The sequence below is a fragment of the Novosphingobium sp. BAM6 genome (assembly GCF_057784955.1).
Genome location: NZ_JBYNTR010000002.1, coordinates 392,760 through 410,429 on the forward strand (window position 1 = coordinate 392,760; position 17,670 = coordinate 410,429).

General features: G+C 66.0%; 17 protein-coding genes. 8 read left to right on the plus strand and 9 right to left on the minus strand.

The window, feature by feature from the left end:
- The first annotated feature begins 9 nt into the window (after positions 1–9).
- Positions 10–2,175, plus strand: a complete 2,166-nt coding sequence (locus tag AC3EC3_RS10480; RefSeq protein WP_488489559.1) for a transglycosylase domain-containing protein — start codon at positions 10–12, stop codon at positions 2,173–2,175.
- A 153-nt stretch (positions 2,176–2,328) separates the two neighbouring features.
- Here the strand turns inward: AC3EC3_RS10480 and AC3EC3_RS10485 are convergent, their stop codons facing one another.
- Positions 2,329–2,865 (minus strand): DoxX family protein, encoded by a 537-nt coding sequence (locus AC3EC3_RS10485; RefSeq protein WP_488489560.1) that lies wholly within the window; start codon positions 2,863–2,865, stop codon positions 2,329–2,331.
- A gap of 91 nt (positions 2,866–2,956) precedes the next feature.
- The gene (gene dcd, locus AC3EC3_RS10490; RefSeq protein WP_260925346.1) at positions 2,957–3,511 is read right to left on the minus strand and encodes a dCTP deaminase; all 555 of its coding nucleotides are present in this window, start codon (positions 3,509–3,511) and stop codon (positions 2,957–2,959) included.
- Positions 3,512–3,611: 100 nt separating this feature from the next.
- Between dcd and wecB the strand changes: the two genes are divergently transcribed.
- A complete protein-coding gene (gene wecB / locus AC3EC3_RS10495; RefSeq protein ID WP_488489561.1) occupies positions 3,612–4,754 on the plus strand; it encodes a non-hydrolyzing UDP-N-acetylglucosamine 2-epimerase in 1,143 nt (380 codons plus the stop codon).
- Positions 4,741–6,042 carry a UDP-N-acetyl-D-mannosamine dehydrogenase gene (gene wecC, locus AC3EC3_RS10500; RefSeq protein WP_488489562.1) on the plus strand — a complete coding sequence of 434 codons (1,302 nt, stop codon included), beginning with the start codon at positions 4,741–4,743 and terminating at the stop codon, positions 6,040–6,042. Before wecB ends, wecC begins: the two co-directional genes overlap by 14 nt.
- A gap of 83 nt (positions 6,043–6,125) precedes the next feature.
- On the opposite strand, the gene AC3EC3_RS10505 is transcribed toward wecC, so the two are convergent.
- From AC3EC3_RS10505 to AC3EC3_RS10535, 7 genes are all read right to left on the minus strand, one after another.
- Positions 6,126–6,308 (minus strand): hypothetical protein, encoded by a 183-nt coding sequence (locus AC3EC3_RS10505; RefSeq protein WP_260925340.1) that lies wholly within the window; start codon positions 6,306–6,308, stop codon positions 6,126–6,128.
- A gap of 80 nt (positions 6,309–6,388) precedes the next feature.
- Positions 6,389–6,574, minus strand: a complete 186-nt coding sequence (locus AC3EC3_RS10510) for a hypothetical protein (protein WP_488489563.1) — start codon at positions 6,572–6,574, stop codon at positions 6,389–6,391.
- Between the two features lie 134 nt (positions 6,575–6,708).
- Positions 6,709–7,416, minus strand: a complete 708-nt coding sequence (locus AC3EC3_RS10515; RefSeq protein WP_488489564.1) for a CDP-alcohol phosphatidyltransferase family protein — start codon at positions 7,414–7,416, stop codon at positions 6,709–6,711.
- Between the two features lie 102 nt (positions 7,417–7,518).
- The gene (locus tag AC3EC3_RS10520; protein ID WP_488489565.1) at positions 7,519–8,898 is read right to left on the minus strand and encodes an L-serine ammonia-lyase; all 1,380 of its coding nucleotides are present in this window, start codon (positions 8,896–8,898) and stop codon (positions 7,519–7,521) included.
- Positions 8,899–9,054: 156 nt separating this feature from the next.
- Positions 9,055–9,831, minus strand: coding sequence for a molybdopterin-dependent oxidoreductase (locus AC3EC3_RS10525; protein ID WP_488489566.1), 777 nt, complete (start codon positions 9,829–9,831; stop codon positions 9,055–9,057).
- A complete protein-coding gene (locus tag AC3EC3_RS10530; RefSeq protein ID WP_488489841.1) occupies positions 9,828–10,700 on the minus strand; it encodes a cytochrome b/b6 domain-containing protein in 873 nt (290 codons plus the stop codon). The genes AC3EC3_RS10525 and AC3EC3_RS10530 overlap by 4 nt, the downstream gene beginning before the upstream one ends.
- 45 nt (positions 10,701–10,745) lie before the next feature.
- Complete coding sequence (locus tag AC3EC3_RS10535) at positions 10,746–11,162, minus strand: secondary thiamine-phosphate synthase enzyme YjbQ (protein WP_488489567.1); 417 nt, start codon at positions 11,160–11,162, stop codon at positions 10,746–10,748.
- A 159-nt stretch (positions 11,163–11,321) separates the two neighbouring features.
- Here AC3EC3_RS10535 and AC3EC3_RS10540 point away from each other — a divergent pair, with 159 nt between their 5' ends.
- From AC3EC3_RS10540 to AC3EC3_RS10560, 5 genes are all read left to right on the plus strand, one after another.
- Positions 11,322–13,094 (plus strand): sensor domain-containing diguanylate cyclase, encoded by a 1,773-nt coding sequence (locus AC3EC3_RS10540; RefSeq protein ID WP_488489568.1) that lies wholly within the window; start codon positions 11,322–11,324, stop codon positions 13,092–13,094.
- 87 nt (positions 13,095–13,181) lie between these two features.
- On the plus strand, positions 13,182–13,898 hold the full coding sequence (locus AC3EC3_RS10545) for a response regulator transcription factor (RefSeq protein ID WP_260925320.1): 717 nt from the start codon (positions 13,182–13,184) through the stop codon (positions 13,896–13,898).
- An 11-nt stretch (positions 13,899–13,909) separates the two neighbouring features.
- On the plus strand, positions 13,910–15,277 hold the full coding sequence (locus AC3EC3_RS10550) for an ATP-binding protein (protein WP_488489569.1): 1,368 nt from the start codon (positions 13,910–13,912) through the stop codon (positions 15,275–15,277).
- Positions 15,278–15,384: 107 nt separating this feature from the next.
- Positions 15,385–16,080: a carbonic anhydrase gene (locus AC3EC3_RS10555; protein WP_488489570.1), complete on the plus strand. Its 696-nt coding sequence runs from the start codon at positions 15,385–15,387 to the stop codon at positions 16,078–16,080.
- Positions 16,080–17,648, plus strand: a complete 1,569-nt coding sequence (locus tag AC3EC3_RS10560) for a SulP family inorganic anion transporter (RefSeq protein ID WP_488489571.1) — start codon at positions 16,080–16,082, stop codon at positions 17,646–17,648. Before AC3EC3_RS10555 ends, AC3EC3_RS10560 begins: the two co-directional genes overlap by 1 nt.
- The last annotated feature ends 22 nt before the right edge of the window (positions 17,649–17,670 follow it).

A 17,670-nucleotide genomic window follows, 5' to 3' on the forward strand; every position in this document is an offset into this window, starting at 1 on the left:
CTCGGGACGATGAAAAGCCTGTTTCCTTTCCGCTCCCGACGATCCCCGGCCGAGGCTCAGCCCCAGAGCGAGGCTCAAGCCCCGCTGCCGCCGGGTGGTGTGGCTCCTGTCGCGACCGCAGCGATGCAGCCGAACGGCGGCGTCGCGGCGACGCCTGCGCCGCGTCCTTCGCGCTGGCGCCGGGTATGGCGCTGGACGCCACGCATTCTGGCAGGACTGCTGGCGGTGTTCATCGTGCTGGTTGGTTGGCTGGCAATCACCGCGCCCTTGTCGAAATCGCTGCAACCGATCACGCCGCCGCGCATCACCCTGCTGGCGGCGGATGGTACGCCGATCGCGCGCAACGGCGCCGACGTGGCCGCGCCGGTCGAGATCGCCAAGCTGCCCAAGATCGTGCCCGAGGCTTTCGTGGCGATCGAGGACCGGCGCTTCTATTCGCACTGGGGGATCGATCCGCGCGGCATCGCGCGCGCCTCGTTCAACAACCTGATCGGCCGCTCGACGCAGGGCGGCAGCACGATCACCCAGCAGCTTGCCAAGTTCACGTTCCTCTCGCCGCGCCGCAGTCTGGTGCGCAAGGGGCAGGAAGTGCTGATCGCGTTCTGGCTGGAGGCCTGGCTCACCAAGGACCAGATCCTCGAACGCTACATGTCGAACGCCTACTTCGGTGACAACACCTATGGTCTGCGCGCGGCGGCGATGCACTATTTCCACCGCCGCCCAGAGAACCTGACGCTGGGACAGGCGGCGATGCTGGCCGGACTGATGAAGGCGCCGTCCTCGCTGGCACCGTCGAGCCACTACGATCTGGCGGAAAAGCGCATGCGGCTGGTGCTGCAGGCGATGGCCGACAATGGCTATGTGACGCAAGGCGCGGCCCATGCGGTGCGCGATCCCAAGCTCGACGTGCGCATGGCGAGCAATCTGCCGACTGGTACCTACTTTGCCGACTGGGCGCTGCCGCAGGCGCGCAAGCTCGATCCGGGCACTTATGCCGAGCAGAACTACACCACCACGCTCGATGCGCGGCTGCAGATCGCTGCGCGCGATGCCATCGCCAGTGCCGGGCTCGGCAAGGCGCAGGTCGCGCTGGTGGCGATGCATCCCAATGGCGAGGTCGTGGCGATGGTCGGCGGCAAGGATTATGCCGACAGCCCGTTCAACCGCGCCACGCAGGCGCGCCGCCAGCCGGGATCGACCTTCAAGCTGTTCGTCTACCTTGCCGCGCTGCGCAAGGGCTGGACGCCCGAGGACACGATCGACAACACCGCCTTCACCACCGGCAGCTACCGTCCGCAGAACGCCAGTGGCCACTATTCCAGGACGATCACGCTGGCCGATGCTTTCGCGCGATCGAGCAATGTCGCGGCGGTGCGGCTGTTCCAGAACGTCGGCGACGATGCGGTGATCGGCATGGCCCGCGAACTGGGTGTGACCTCGCCTTTGCCCAGCGGCGATCCCAGCATTGCGCTGGGCACGGCTTCGATGACGCTGCTGGAACTGACCTCGGCCTATGCGGGTGTGGCGGGCAATCATTTCCCAGTGACGCCCACGGCGTTCCCGGTGCCACCGTCGCACTGGTACGACTGGTTCCTCGACCGACGGCACAGCCTGTCGGACAAAGTCCATGCCAATATGGAGCAACTGCTGCGCGGGGCGATCAACCACGGCACCGGGCGCGCGGCGATGCTGCACGCGGCCAACTTCGGCAAGACCGGCACCAGTCAGGATAACCGAGATGCGCTGTTCGTGGGCTATTCGGGCGATCTGGTGGTGGGCGTGTGGGTCGGCAACGACGACAACTCCTCGCTCAAGGGCATCCATGGCGGCAGTGCGCCTGCGCAGATCTGGGGCCACTTCATGCGCCAGGCTCTGGGCGAGCAGGCCGCACCCAGGCCGCGCCCGAACCCCGGAGGCCCTGTCCAGCCGCTCGACGTGCCTGATCTGGGCGATGTGCCGGTGGAGGTGGGCAACCTCCATATCGACAACGGTAGCGCCTCGATGTCTGGCTCGATCAACGGGGTGCCGCTGGACGTGCGGATCGACAAAAACGGGGTGAACCTGAACGGCCAGCCGCTGGTCAACCCCAGCGGTCTGCCGAGCCCGGCGCCGACCTCCGGCAAGCCGCCCGCCACACCTGCGCCTGCGCAGGATGCACAGGCGCAGGGGGACTGACGATTGTTTGGAAATTCGCGGAATGCGAATTTCGCGGCACTGGCCCACGCCCCACCCTACCACCCAACGGTAGTATCCTGCGGGTGGTAGGGTGGGGGCGTGGGCCAGTGCCGCATACGGAAATGCTCGCTCGGGCATTTCCCAAGCAGACTCTCAACAGTCCCACCAGCGGCGACGGCGCACGATGGGCGCTGCGTCGTACGTAACGTGCGTAACCGGCTGGGCATGGGGATGCGTTGCCTCGGCCCGCGCGGCGCGCAGTTCCGCTTCGTGGGCGCGCAACTCGGCATCGTGCGTCGCCAGATCCTCGCGGCGGGCTTCGCGCAGGGCGTAGTAGTGGTGCCACATGTGGCTGTGCGCAAAGGCCAGCATCAAGCCGCCGATCAGCGCAAGATCACGTAGCGCCGCGCTGACCTGCATCGGGTCGTCGATGCGGTGGTGGAAGAACAGGATCGTTGCGGCGCAGAACAGGCCCAGCAGCACTGAAACGGCCCGCACGGCGAACCCGAAAGCGAGGCATAGGCCCAAGATCAACTGGAACAGTCCGGCGATCAGCGTGAAGCTGACAGGCAGGCCCGCCCCCAGCAGCGCCAGCTTCGCTTCGCCGGGGGTGAGCAGCATCCGTGCTCCGGCGACCACGAAAATCAGCGCCAGTAGAATCCGTCCGAGAATGGCAATGGGTTTCGACATCGACTCTCTCCCATGGGTTTTTACCCGATGTGGAGAGAGAAGCGTCCGGAGTGTCGTCAGGTTCCGGACGCGGAAAAGTCGGTGCTGTCGCTTAAAGGCGGGGGAGCGTCACGCCGCGCTGGCCCATGTATTTGCCCGCGCGGTCGGCATAGCTGACCTCGCACGGCTCGTTGCCTTTCAGGAACAGGAACTGGCAGGCGCCCTCGTTGGCATAGATCTTGGCGGGCAGCGGCGTGGTGTTCGAGAACTCCAGCGTGACGTGGCCTTCCCAGCCGGGCTCCAGCGGGGTGACGTTCACGATGATCCCGCAGCGCGCATACGTGCTCTTGCCGAGGCAGATCACCAGAACGTCGCGCGGCACACGGAAGTATTCCACGGTGCGGGCGAGGGCGAAGGAGTTGGGCGGGATCACGCAGACGTCGGTCTTGCGATCGACGAACGAGTTGCTGGCGAAGTCCTTGGGGTCGACCACTGCCGAATCGACATTGGTGAAGATCTTGAACTCGTCCGCCACGCGCGCATCGTAGCCATAGGACGAAAGACCGTAGGAGATGCAGCCGTCACGGCGCTGGCCTTCCACGAACGGCTCGATCATGCCGGTTTCGAGGGCCTGCGTGCGGATCCACTTGTCGCTGAGGATAGACATATTCGCTGCTTTGCCGATGCGCGGGAGTTTGTCCACTCCCCCCGCCAGCGTGCGCGGGCTTTATTCCAAGCTTAACACAAGGATGGTACGCCTTGGCGCCATGACCAGCCCTGCCTGCACACCTGCCCGCATTCTCGTCGTCTTCGGCACCCGCCCGGAAGCCATCAAGATGTTCCCGCTGATCCACGCCCTGAAGGCAGATGAACGCTTCGAATGCGTGGTCTGCGTTTCGGCGCAGCATCGCCAGATGCTCGATCAGGTGATGGAGATCGCCGGGATCGTGCCCGACCATGACCTTGACGTGATGCAGCCGGGCCAGACGCTTGACGGGCTGACGGCGACGCTGCTCACCGGCCTCGGACAGGTGATGGATGCGGTCTCGCCCGACCGGGTGGTGGTGCAGGGCGATACGGCGACGGCGATGGCAGGGGCGCTTGCGGCCTACTATCGCAAGATCCCGGTCGATCACGTCGAGGCGGGCCTGCGCAGCCACAATATCTATCACCCCTGGCCCGAGGAGGTGAACCGCAAGATCATCGGCGCGATGGCCAGCCTGCATTTCGCGCCGACCGCCACTGCTGCCGCCGCGCTCATCAACGAGAATATCGACCCTGCGCGCGTCCATGTGACCGGTAATACCGTGATCGACGCGCTTCACTGGGTGAGCGGCGAGATCGGCAAGCGCCCCGAGCTGGCGGGCGACCTCGCGGCGCTGGAGCAGCGCTTCGCAGGTAAGCGCATCATCGGCGTCACCAGCCATCGGCGCGAGAATTTCGGCGAGGGGATGGAGCAGATCGCGCAGGCGATTCGCCAGATCGCCGAGCGGCCCGATGTGGCGGTGATCTTCCCGGTGCATCTCAATCCCAACGTCCGCCATGTCATGAACGAGCGTCTGGCCGGGCTGGACAACGTCGCGCTGATCGAGCCGCTCGACTATCCGCACTTCGCCAGGCTATTGAATATCGCGGACATCATGCTGACCGACTCGGGCGGCGTGCAGGAAGAGGCCCCGGCGCTCGGTCGCCCGGTCCTGGTCATGCGCGAGACGACCGAGCGGCCGGAAGGCGTCGAGGCAGGCACCGCGAAACTGGTCGGGACCGATGCAGCGCGCATCGTTTCCGAAATTTCAACCCTGCTCGACGATAAGGATGCCTACGAGGCCATGGCCCGCGCTCACAATCCGTTCGGTGACGGAGACAGCGCGCGCCGTATCGTGGAGCTGCTGGCGAATGAAATCGGATAACAAGCCTGACGTCTGTGTCGTGGGGCTGGGCTATATCGGCCTCCCCACGGCGGCGGTGATCGCCCGTGCAGGCTGCAAGGTGCTGGGGCTGGACGTGTCGCAACGCGTAGTCGACACGATCAATCGCGGCGAGATCCATATCGAGGAAGTCGATCTGGATGGGCTGGTGCAGGGCGTGGTCTCGCGGGGACTGCTTTCGGCCTCGATCGAGGTCGCACCCGCAGACGTTTTCGTGATCGCGGTGCCGACCCCGTTTGACGAGAACCACGCGCCTGACATTTCCTATGTGCTTTCGGCGGCGCGCACGATCGCGCCGGTGCTCAAGGCAGGCGACGTGGTGATCCTCGAATCAACCTCGCCCGTCGGCACGACCGAGCAGATGCGCGACATGATCGCCGAGATGCGACCCGATCTGAAGATACCGGGCCTGACGCGCGAGATTCCCGACATCTCGATCGCCTATTGCCCCGAGCGCGTGCTGCCGGGCCGCATTCTGGAAGAGCTGACCAACAACGACCGCTCGATCGGCGGCATCACACCGCGCTGCGCGCGCAAGGCGCTGTCGTTCTATAAGCGCTTCGTGCGCGGCGAGTGCGTGACAACGGATGCTCGTTCGGCGGAAATGACCAAGCTGGTCGAGAACGCCTATCGCGATGTCAACATCGCCTTCGCCAACGAACTGTCGATGGTGGCGGACCGCATGGGGCTGGACGTGTGGGAGGTGATCCGCCTCGCCAACCGGCACCCGCGCGTCAATATCCTGTCGCCGGGGCCGGGCGTGGGCGGCCACTGCATCGCGGTGGACCCGTGGTTCATCGTCCACAGCGCGCCCGAAGAGACGCCGCTGATCCGCACCGCGCGCGGTGTGAACGACGGCAAGATGCACCATGTTGTGGCTCGTGCCGAGGCGCTGCTGGAAGCCCATCCCGAGGCGCGGGTGGCGTGTCTGGGGCTCGCGTTCAAGGCTAACATTGACGATTTCCGCGAGAGCCCGGCGCGCTTCGTCGCCAGCCGACTGGTGCGCCGCTTCGGCAGCCGGATCAGCGTGGTCGAGCCCTATGCCACCGAACTGCCGCTGGAGTTCAAGGATACCGGCGTCGCGCAGATCGACATCGACGATGCGCTGGAAACCTGTGATATCCTGATCGTTCTGGTCGACCACGACGTGTTCCGCGTGGTGCCGCTGGCCGAGCGCGCGGACAAGCTGGTCTACGATACGCGCGGCATCTGGCCCGATCAGCCCCGTGTCGTGCGCGAGGAAGAGGCGAAGCTGCGGCTTGCCGTCTGACCGTTTCGCTGCATCAGGCGCACATACAGAAAGGGCCGGTCCTGATGGACCGGCCCTTCGTGCATCGGGTGTACCCTGCGCGATCAGCGATGGCAGACGCGCACGCGGTGATGATGGCGCCACTCGGTGTGGCACACCACACGGTGATGATGGCGCGCCCAGGCGCCGTCGTGCGGACGGGCCGAAGCGGTGGCCGGAGCCAGGGCGAGAAGCGCTGCAGCAGCGGCAAGCGTGCCGCCGGCGGCGGCCAGAATGGTCTTGGTCATGGTGTCCGTTATCCCTTCCTGATGGACGATGCCGGATGTAACGCCGGGATTGCCCTTAGGTTGCAGACGGGACCAATCCCTTACTTGCAGACCTTCACCTTCTTGTGGTTCTTCACCACGTAACGGCAGGAGACCTTCTTGGCCGGGGTCTTCTTGACGACGACCTTCCGGGTCTCGACCTTGTGCGCAGGGGCAGCGATCGCGGCCACCGGAAGCGCGGCGCCCAGCGAAAGCGCGGAAATCAGGGCGATATGGATGTTCTTCACGTGACGATACCTTTTTCGAGACGGTCGCACCCGTCGCAAGGCTCTCAAGCACGGAATGTCCGTTCAAGGGAGCCGGGGCATCGCAGATACCGGTCGGTCTGTCGCAGGGCGGGGTAAAGCCCCGCCGGACAGACTCAGTCTTGACCGAATGCGTTGGGAATCGGGCCGGGATTGCGCTTTTCCTGACGTGCGAGTTCGCGGCAGGAACGGATCGTCTGGACGACGAAGAGGATCAGCAGCACTACGCCGACGGTGCCGACGAACCAGTCGAACGTGGTCATCGTCGTCATGTCGCGCTGGCGATCGCCGAAGATCAGCATCGACAGCGTGAGGCCGATCAGCACGAAGCGCAGTTCGGTGGGCCCGGCGGACAGGTAGGACAGGCGCATCTCGCCCAGTACGCGCACGGCAAGGAAGGCGTGGACCGAGAGCAGCAGGTAGCCGACCAGCGCAATCAGCGCGATGTCGAGGCGGACGTAAGGGCTGAAGCCGATCCCGGCGAGGATCAGGAACGTCGCGAGACCATCGCAGCTGTGATCGAGGAAATAGCCGTAGCGCGGACGCTCGATCCGGCGGAAGCGGGCAAGACTGCCGTCCATCGAATCGCCGAACCACTGGATCACGTAGCCGGGCAGGCACAGCAGCAGCCAGTCCTCGTTCAGCAGGCTGGAGGTGTAACCGGCGAAGATCAGCAGCGCGCCGAACATGCCGATCCCGGTCAGCAGGTCGGGGAACACCCATTTCGGCATACGCGGGCACAGCCAGTTGAGCAGTCGCCGCTCACCCTTGGCGAGGAAGTTCTGCTGGATACGGTCGATCGCTTGCGGGGCCGGGCTATGCATTGCGCCTTATCGTGACAGAACGAAGACTTGGCAAGCCCGGCCTGCCGTGGGCGCAGGCCGGTTTGGGACAGTGCGAGAGCCGGGAGGAATTGTCCTTTATTTTCAGCAGGCCACCACGTTGATCGCAAGGCCGCCCTGGCTGGTTTCCTTGTATTTGCTGGACATGTCGAGCCCCGTCTGGCGCATCGTCTCGATCACCTGATCGAGCGAGACGCGCGGGGTTTCGCCATCGTGAAGCGCCAGCTTGGCGGCGTTCACGGCTTTTACAGAGGCGATGGCATTGCGCTCGATACAGGGGATCTGCACCAGCCCGCCCACCGGATCGCAGGTAAGGCCCAGGTTATGCTCCATGCCGATTTCGGCAGCGGCGCAGACCTGTTCGGGCGTGCCGCCCCAGACGGCGGCGAGGCCACCTGCCGCCATCGAACAGGCAACGCCGACCTCGCCCTGACAGCCCATTTCCGCGCCCGAGATCGAGGCGCGCTGCTTGTAGAGCAGGCCGATTCCCGCCGCCGTCAGCAGATAACGCCGCGCCTTGGCGGGCACCGCGATGTTACCGTCGCTGCAATACTGGCGCAGCAGCGAGGGGATGATCCCCGCCGCGCCGTTGGTGGGCGCCGTGACGACACGGCCACCGCTGGCGTTCTCCTCGTTTACCGCCATGGCATAGAGGTTGAGCCAGTCCATCAGCGTTTCGGCCTGATTGTCCTGCGGGCGCGAGATCAGCTTCTGGTGGATCGAGCGCGCACGACGGCGCACGCCGAGGCGTCCGGGCAGCAGGCCATCGCGCTGAAGTCCGCGATCGATGCAGGTGTTCATCGCATCGGCAATGGCATCGAGGCCTTCCAGCGTTTCGGCTTCGGGGCGGCGCACGGTCTCGTTCGCGAGCATGACCGAGGCGATGTCGAGGCCGCTGGCCTTGCAGACGGCCAGGAGTTCCTCGCCCGAGCCGAAGGGGTGAGGGACGGGCGGCCCGCCCGGCACCTGATCGTCGGCCACCGGACGTTCCAGTTGCTGGCGCGTCGAATAGAAGCCGCCGCCGGTCGAGAAATAGTCTTGCCGGGCCAGTTCGCCGCCCGTTGCATCGAAGGCGGTGAGCACCATGCCGTTGGGATGAAGATCGGGAATGCAGTCGAAATCGAGCACGAGATCGGTGGCGGGATCAAAGTCGATGTCCCGAGCGCCCAGCAATGCAACGCGCTTTTCGGCGCGGATGCGCGCGGCGGCGGCGTGGGCCTCGTCAGGCTCGGCAGTCTCGGGGCGGAAGCCGGCAAGGCCCATCAGGCAGGCGTCCGGCGTGCCGTGGCCATCGCCGGTCAGCGCCAGCGAGCCCTGAAGCTCGATCCGGATACGCGCTACGGTATCGAGCACGCCATCGTCGGCCAGCGTTTCGAGAAACCGCGTGGCGATGCGCATCGGCCCGACGGTATGCGAACTGGACGGGCCGAGCCCGATGCGGAACAGGTCGAGCGCGGAAATCATCGGGCCGCGCGCCCGCTATCGGTGGTCATGCTGTTTTTCGCCATGGTGCCGCGAGTCCATTTCGCGTGTCGTCAGGCGGGAAGGGATTAGGGCAAGGCGGCAAAGTTGCAATGGGCCAGCGGCGCAGGATGCACAGGGGGCCAGTGATGTGCGCCGTCAAATTCCCGCATACCACGCGTAGGCGCCGTTATCCTCCCAGTAACCGCCCCGGCCGCCATAGATCCCGGCCAGCGAGGTGACGGCCTCGATCCGGGTGACGAACTTGGCGTGCTTGTAGCCCAGCTGCCGCTCCACCCGCAGGCGCAAGGGGGCGCCGTGCGCCTGTTCGAGCGGTCGCCCGTTCATTGCCCAGGCGAGGATCGTCTGCGGGTGGAAAGCATCGGCCAGATCGATCGATTCGTAATAGGGCCGCCCGTGGTAGAGGTCGGCGCAGTGGAACACGATGTAGCGCGTCTGCGGTTGCAGCTTTGCCATCGCCAGCACGGCGCCCAGTTGCGGCCCGGTCCACTGGCCGATCGCGCTCCAGCCCTCGACACAGTCATGCCGGGTGATCTGGGTACGCTGGGGGAGCGCCTTGAGGGCTTCGAGCGAGATCGACAGCGGTTGCTCGACGAGGCCGCCGACCGCGAGATGCCACTGCGCAAAGCCGCGCGCCAGTTGCGCCTGATAGGCGGGATCGGCGACTTCGCGGCTGCCGTTGGCCCGGAAGTTGGGCGACATCTGCGCCGCCGTGAACTCCTGCGCCAGCGCATTGCGCCCGAACAGGCGCTGCGTCGCCTCATGCAGGTCTTGCGCGGATTCGAGTGTGGCGCGGAAGGTGCGGTTGTCGAACAGCTTGTCGCAGCCGGACAGCAGCAGCGATCCGCCGCCCAGCGCCGCGCCGCCCGCCAGTCTGCCGACCAGCTTGCGCCGGGTGATCAGGGGCGGGCTCATACCTCGGGCTTCTTGGCCGAGGCCTCGCCGGGCAGGCGATACCAGCCGGTCACCATCCCGCGCAGCTCGTTGATCGGCCCTGCCAGCAGGACCATCGCCAGATGGACGATGACAAAGGCGACCAGCGCGAAGGCACACAGGAAATGGACCGAGCGCGCCGACTGGCGCCCGCCGAACACCTCGGCCGCCAGCGGAAGCCACGCGTCGGTGCCTGGCGACATGGCAAGCCCGGTCAGGATCATCAGCGGCAGCAGGCCGAACAGCACCCCGGCATAGGCGATCTTCTGGAGTGCGTTATAGCGCAGTGCGGCAGCCCCTTGGGGAAAGCGCAGCCGGGCATGGTCGGCGATCTCGCGGGCGAGGTGGCGGGGGTGCCATTCGTGGCGACGGATATGGATGTCGCGTATCAGGTGGCGGTTCGCCAGCGAGACCAGCAGATAGAGCAGCAGCCCCAGCGCCAGTACCCAGGCAAAGGCGAGATGCCAGATCCGTGCGACGGACAGGCTGTAGCGGCTCGGGATCGTCGCCCATCCGGGGAAGGCATGGCGCTGGATCTGCCCCTGCGGATCGCGCCACAGGCCCAGCGTGCCGGTGGTCTCGACCCGGACCTGCCCGATCTGGAGATAGCCGAACTCGCGGGTTCCGGTGCGGGCCGAACTGATCTTCAGCCACGGATGGTCATAGTTGGCGCCGTACTGCCCCCAGTAAAGCATCGGGTGTGCGTTGAAGATCATCAGCCCGCTCATCAACATGATGAGCAGCGTCACCGCATTGATCCAGTGCCACAGTCTCGTCGACAGGCGGTGGCGACGGACCAGCGAGCCCGCTTGCGGCAGGCCATCAGGGGCAGGCTCTCCGGTCGCGTCCATGCTGGGGAAGGTGGAGAGCGGGGCGGGCCCGGTCAAGTCGCGCGATCACGCGCCGATCAGATGGACGGCGATTTCGCGCCGGTGCGGGCGGCGGCGGTGTTCGGCCAGATAGATGCCCTGCCATGTGCCGAGCGCGAGTCGCCCGTCGATCACCGGGATCTGCAGCGAGACGCCGGTCAGGATGGCGCGAAGATGCGCGGGCATGTCGTCCGTCCCTTCGTCGTCATGGGCATAGCCGGGGCCTTCCGGGGCCAGCTTCTCGAACCATGCGGCGATATCGAGATGAACCTCGGGCGCGGCGTTTTCCTGGATCAGCAGCGAGGCCGAGGTGTGGCGGCACAGCAGGGTCAGCAGCCCCTCGCGAATACCCGTATCCCGCTGCCAGCTCGCGATTTCGCGCGTTATGTCGTGCAGCGCGCGCCCGCGGGTTTCGAAGGAAAGGATTGTGCTCGATTGTTGCATTGCCGCATCTGCCGGAAAAATTGATCGGCCTGCGCAAACTCGGTGCTTTCGCAATCCTGCGTTAGGCGACAGGCACAATATTCAAGACAATTTAACCAAGATCGCGCAAAAGTCTTCCCTGAGATGGCACCAGCTTCGTCCCGCCTGCTACATCTGATCGTGCTTCCCGTCATCGTGAGCACCGCGTACTGCGTTGCGGCCATCGCATCGCTGTCGCTCACGCGCGGGGTGGACGGTATCGCGGCGATCTGGCCGTCGAGCGGGATCGCGGTGGCAGGGATGATCCTTGCCCGAAAGGGGCAGCGCCGCTGGATAGCACTGGCCGTCGCCATCGCCAGCATGACCGCCAACACGATAATGGGCTCGTCACTGCCGACATCGCTGGGCCTGACATGCGCCAATGTGACCGAACCGATCATCGCCTGGCTGCTGATGCGGCGGATCGGCAGCCATCAGGATTCGCTCTATAACCTGACTTCGGTGGCGCGCTTCTGCTTTGCGGCAGTCACGGCAGGTGTTGCCAGCGGGCTGGTTTCGAGCCTGGCGACAGGGCAGTATTCGGACGAATTCGCGCTTTCGTGGATATCGACCGTCAGCCTTGGCATCATGATCGTGACGCCCGCGATCCTGAGCTTCGTGCGCAGTCCGGCAGCGGCCCACGGGGCTTCGGGCGAGGGACGCGGCAAGACCGTGCTGACTGCACTGGCGGTGCTGATCGCAACGCTGCTGGTCTTCGGGCAGTCGAGCTATCCGGTGTTGTACCTGCCGCTGGCGGCGGTGATCTTCGCGACATACCTGCAAGGTGCGCGCGGGGCGACGTACAGCGTGCTGCTGATCGCGGTGGTCGGCTCGGTTTCCACATGGCTGAACATCGGGCCGATTCCCCTTCTGAAAGCGCCCAATCAGGCTTCGGCGATCCTGTTCTTCCAGTTCTATCTGCTGACGTTGCTGCTTTCGGCCATGCCGCTGGCGGCGCTGCTGAATACCCGCCAGCGCCATTATGAACAGATCGCGCGCACGATGCGCTGGCTGGAGTTGTCCGAGCAGTTTTCCAAGGTCGGCCACTGGCGGCTGGAGCTTCAGAGCGGCCAGTTGTACTGGTCGGACGAGGTGTTTCGCATTCACGGTCTGTCCGAACACGGCCCGTTGCCGCTGGTCGAGGATGCGATCAATTTCTACCACCCGGACGACCGGGCGATGGTGCAGGATTTCGTGACGGCGCTGATCGCCGATCATGCCTCTTTCGAATTTGATGCGCGTATCCTGCGTGCAGATGGCGGTTTGCGCCATGTCTATTCGCGCGGAGAGATCGAATGCGATGAGGGCGGACGCCCGATCGCGATATTCGGCATTTTCCAGGACGTGACCGACCGCGTGCTGGCGACGATGCAGATCGCCGAGGCGCAGCGCGTCGCGGAATCCGAGGCCCAGCGTGCAAATGAACTGGCGCAGACCGATCCCCTGACGGGCATCGCCAACCGTCGCCGTTCGATCACCGTGCTCGAAGAGGAGTTCGAACGCGCACGGAACAGCGCGACGCCGCTGGCGGTGGGGATTCTCGATATCGACCACTTCAAATCGGTGAACGATACCTTCGGGCATGCGGTGGGGGATATCGTCATCCGCACGGTCGCGCAGACCTGCCGTCAGATGTTGCGCGGCAGCGATCTGGTCGGGCGCATCGGGGGCGAAGAATTCGTGCTGGTCCTGCCCGGTGCGCTGCTGCCGGTCGCCTCGATGTCGGTCGAACGGCTGCGTCTGGCCGTCGCCGCGATAGACTGGTCGCCGTTGCAGGTCGGGCCGGTGACGGTCAGCATCGGGCTGGCTGCGCTGAATGCGCAGGGCGATTGCTATGAGTTGCTGCAGGAAGCCGATCGCGCCTTGTACGAGGCCAAGCAGGCGGGCCGAAACCGGATGTGTCTGGCGGCGTGATTTTCGCGCACCGGCGGCATCCCGTTTGCGCTGCGTCGCGCACTTGCTATCAACACCGGCACGACAAAGGCGAGCGACACCACCCTTATGCAGACACCCACTATCGTACTGGTCGAAGACGACGGCCCGCTGCGCACCCTGACGGCGCGGGCCTTGCGCCAGAGCGGTTACAACGTGCTGCCTGCGGCGACCGGCGCGGAAATGGCGACGCTTCTGCGCGAGGTGACGCCGGACCTCATCATTCTGGACATCATGTTGCCGGGCACCAGCGGGCTCGACCTGTTCCGCCGCCTGCGCCGCGAAAGCGATGTACCGATCATCTTCGCCAGCGCGCGGGGCAGCGAGGAAGACCGCGTGCTGGGGCTCGAACTCGGCGCCGACGATTATCTGGCCAAGCCGTTCAGCACGCGTGAACTCGCGGCGCGCGTTGCCGCCGTGCTGCGCCGGGGCAATGGCGAGGCGAATGGCCTGTCCGAACAGGTGCCCGCAGGCACGATCCGTTTCGAGGGCTGGACGCTGTCGCTGGCCCGGCGCGAACTGCATTCGCCCAGCGGCGCGATGGTCGACCTGACCGGCGCCGAGTTCGATCTGCTCGCGACATTCGTCGCCCATCCGCAGCGGGTGCTGGGGCGCGAGCGGCTGATCGAACTGTCGCGCACCCGGCTGGGCGACAGCTCCGACCGCAGCATCGACGTGCTCGTCAGCCGGTTGCGCCGCAAGCTGGCCGATGGCGACGATCAGGGCCTGATCGCGACGATCCGCGGCGTGGGCTACATGTTCCGCGCCGATATCGAGAAGTTCTGAGCATCCGACGCATGGGATTCTTTCACCGGCTCACCCTTTCGCAGCGCTTGCTGGCGATCCTCGTGCTGGCGACGGTGCTCGACATTGCCGCCAACGTGGTGCTGCTCGATCGCGCCAACGCCGTGCAGCTCCACCGCGACGATGCGGCGCGGATAGCAGAAAGCGCGGTGCTGGCCGGGCACCTGCTGGAGCTGCTGCCGCAAAGCGAACGCCCGGCGGTGGCGCAGAGCCTGTCCAGCACACGTTTCCACACCCAGTGGGCGACGAAGCCTCCCGCCTCCGGGTCGAGTGTCGGGCTTACCTCGATGCGCCAGCAGATCGTCGCACAGGCGCCTGCGCTCGCCAAGCGCAGCCTCAGGCTGCATGTCGGCAATGCGCTTCTGGGTGATGAGGTGGGCGGATCGCTGAAGCTGGCAGACGGCACCTATCTGGTCTTCGAGACCGACGTGCGCAGCGCCTGGACGCTCGATGCCGCGCGCCTGCTGGGCATTGCCTTTCCCAATCTGGTGCTGGTGCTGACGGTCTGGCTGCTGGCCCGCGCGATCCTCGAACCGCTGCGCGCGCTGGTTTCCGCGACCCGCCAGGTCGGCACTGCGCCGCCCACGCCGATCGTCGAGCGTGGGCCTGCCGAAGTGCGTCAGCTGATCGGGGCGATCAACCAGATGCAGCACCGCATCGACCAGTCGCTGCGCGATCGCACGCAGACGATGCTGGCGATCGGGCACGACCTGCGCACGCCGCTATCGCGCCTGCGCTTGCGGCTCGATGGCACGCCCGAGGCGGCGAGCGAGGAAGAGGCCGCGCTCGATCCCGAGAGCCGGCAGGGCTTTGAGACCGACATTACCGAGATGCTCCACCTGCTCGATTCGCTGCAGGCCTATGTCGATGGCAACGGGCGCGAACTGCCGCCCGAGGGGCTCGATGTCGCGGTGATGGTGGCAACGCTGGTGGACAGCGCTGCCGATATCGGCGCCGATGCGACCTATTTCGGGCCGGACAATCTCGAAATCATGGCGCATCCGGTCTCGCTGCGCCGGGCGGTGTCGAACCTCATCGAGAACGCGCTGCATTACGGCGGTTGCGCCAAGGTGGTGCTGACGGCCTCGGTCGCCGAAGTGGTGATCGCGGTGGAGGACAACGGGCCGGGCATCCCCGAGGATCGCATCGCCGATGCGTTGCAGCCGTTCGTGCGCCTCGACAGCGCGCGGGCGCGCGATACCGCCGGAATGGGCCTGGGCCTTGCCATTGTCGCGCGGGCTGTCGGGGTCGAGAACGGCAAGTTCGAGCTGGCCAACCGCACAGGCGGCGGCCTGCGTGCGACGATCCGGCTGCCGCGAAAGCCGGACGGCGAATTGCCGCGCCGCAGCAATACTTCGTAACGCAAAGGCACCAACCGGGAAAAACGCAGCGCCTATTCTCCTCAGCAACAGCCCGCCGTGACCGGTGGGCACCGGCTTCACCGCCGGTCTTGCCAAGGAGAAACTTCGTGAACGAGCTGATTGGTCGCGTTTTCCAGTTCGAGAAGACCATCTACCCCGCCAGCAGCGATCTCTTCGCCAAGCTGTCGACCCACGGTCAGGAGCCCAAGGCGCTGATCGTATCGTGCGCCGATTCGCGTATCGTGCCCGAGCAGATCATGCAGGCCGATCCCGGCGATCTGTTCGTCTGCCGCAACGCAGGCAACATCGTGCCGCCTTACGCGGCGCAGACCGGCGGTGTCTCGGCGACCGTCGAATATGCCGTCGCCGTGCTGGGCGTGCGCGACATCATCGTGTGCGGCCACTCGGACTGCGGCGCGATGAAGGCGCTGGCCGCGCCTGCGCTGCCCGAGGGCATGCCCGCCGTCGCCAACTGGCTGCACCACGGCTCGGCCGCCAAGCACATCGTCGACAGCTGCCACGGGCATCTCGAAGGCGGTGAGCGCGTGCGTCGCCTCAGCCTTGAGAACGTGATCGCGCAGATCGCCCACCTTCGCACTCATCCTTCGGTCGCTGCGGCGATGGCCAAGGGCGAGATGGCGCTGCATGGCTGGTTCGTCGACATTGGCGCCGGGCAGGTGCTGGGTCTCGATGGCGAGACCGGCCAGTTCGTGCCGCTGCGCGAAGGCCAGCCGCTGCCCGTCGCTGTGCCTGCCATGGTCCGCACGGCCAGCGAAGCCGTCTTCGCCGAGGCAGCCGAGTAATGGCCGCCGGCGCCTCCCCCCCGGACGCGTCGGCTTCGACCGCGCCGGAGGCTTCGGCTTCCGGCAGCGGCCCGCTGCGCTTCTTCGGCCGTGATTTCACCGCCTCGATCGTAGTGTTTCTGGTGGCGATGCCCCTGTGCATGGGGATCGCCATCGCCTCGGGCGTGCCGCCCGAGCGCGGTCTGGTGACCGGGATCATCGGCGGTATCGTCGTCGGCCTGTTCGCCGGATCGCCCCTTCAGGTCAGCGGCCCTGCCGCGGGGCTGGCCGTGATCGTCTTCGAGTTCGTGCGCGAGCATGGCCTCGAAGCGCTGGGCCCGGTGCTGCTGCTCGCGGGCCTGTTCCAGCTTGTCGCAGGCGCGTTGCGGATGGGCGGCGTGTTCCGCGCCATCTCTCCCGCCGTGGTCCACGGCATGCTCGCCGGGATCGGCGCGCTGATCGTGATCGGCCAGTTCCATATCCTGTTCGACGCCAAGCCGATGCCGAACGGGTTGCAGAACCTTTCGATGATGCCCGAGCGCGTGCTTGGCATCTCGCCCATGAACTGGGCCTCGGCCGAGTTTGCGCTGATGATCGGCCTTGTCACCGTGGGCGTGATGCTGGGCTGGGAAAAGCTGCGCCCCGCCTCGATGAAGCTGGTGCCCGGCGCGTTGCTGGGCGTGCTGGCGGCGACGCTGATCGCCTGGCTGGGCGGTCTCGACGTTGCGCGGATTGCGGTGCCGGACAATCTTTCGAGCGCGATTTCGCTGCCCGGCGAAGGCTTCCTGGCAACGCTTGCCAACCCTACGCTGGTCATCTCGGCGCTGGCCATCGCCTTTATTGCCAGCGCCGAGACGCTGCTTTCGGCGGCGGCAGTTGATCGCATGCACGATGGCGTGCGCACGCTCTACAACAAGGAACTGCGTGCGCAGGGTATCGGCAACATGCTGTGCGGCCTGCTCGGCGCGCTACCGATGACCGGGGTGATCGTGCGCAGTTCTGCCAACGTGCAGGCAGGGGCAAAGACGCGTCTGTCGACGATCCTGCACGGAGCCTGGATCCTAGGCTTCGTGGCGCTGCTGCCCTGGCTGCTGCGCGAAGTGCCGATGGCGGCGCTGGGCGGCGTGCTGGTCGTCACCGGCTGGCGCCTCATCAGCCTGAAGCACGTGCGCCATCTGTTCAGCGTTCACGGCCCGCTGCCTGCGGCGATCTGGGCGGTGACGTTCGTGCTGGTCGTCACCACCGACCTGCTGACGGGCGTGCTTGTGGGCCTTGGACTATCGGCGCTCGAACTGCTGCCGAACCTGCGTCACCTGAAGCTCCATGCCGATCATCACGACGATGGCGAAGAGGCGCGGGTGAAGCTGGGCGGCGGCGCGACCTTCCTGGGGCTGACCAAGCTCAATGCCCTGCTGGAGCGCGTGCCCGGCGGCCGCAGCGTCCACCTCGACCTGCACGGCGTGAAGGCGATGGATCACACTACCGCCGAGACGCTGAGCGAGTGGCTCGGGCGCCATCGCCAGAGCGGGGCCGAAGTGGTCGTCTCCGGCCCACCGACGATATTGCGACCTTTGGGGCACGCGGCCTGAGCGCCGGGATGCGTTGAAACCG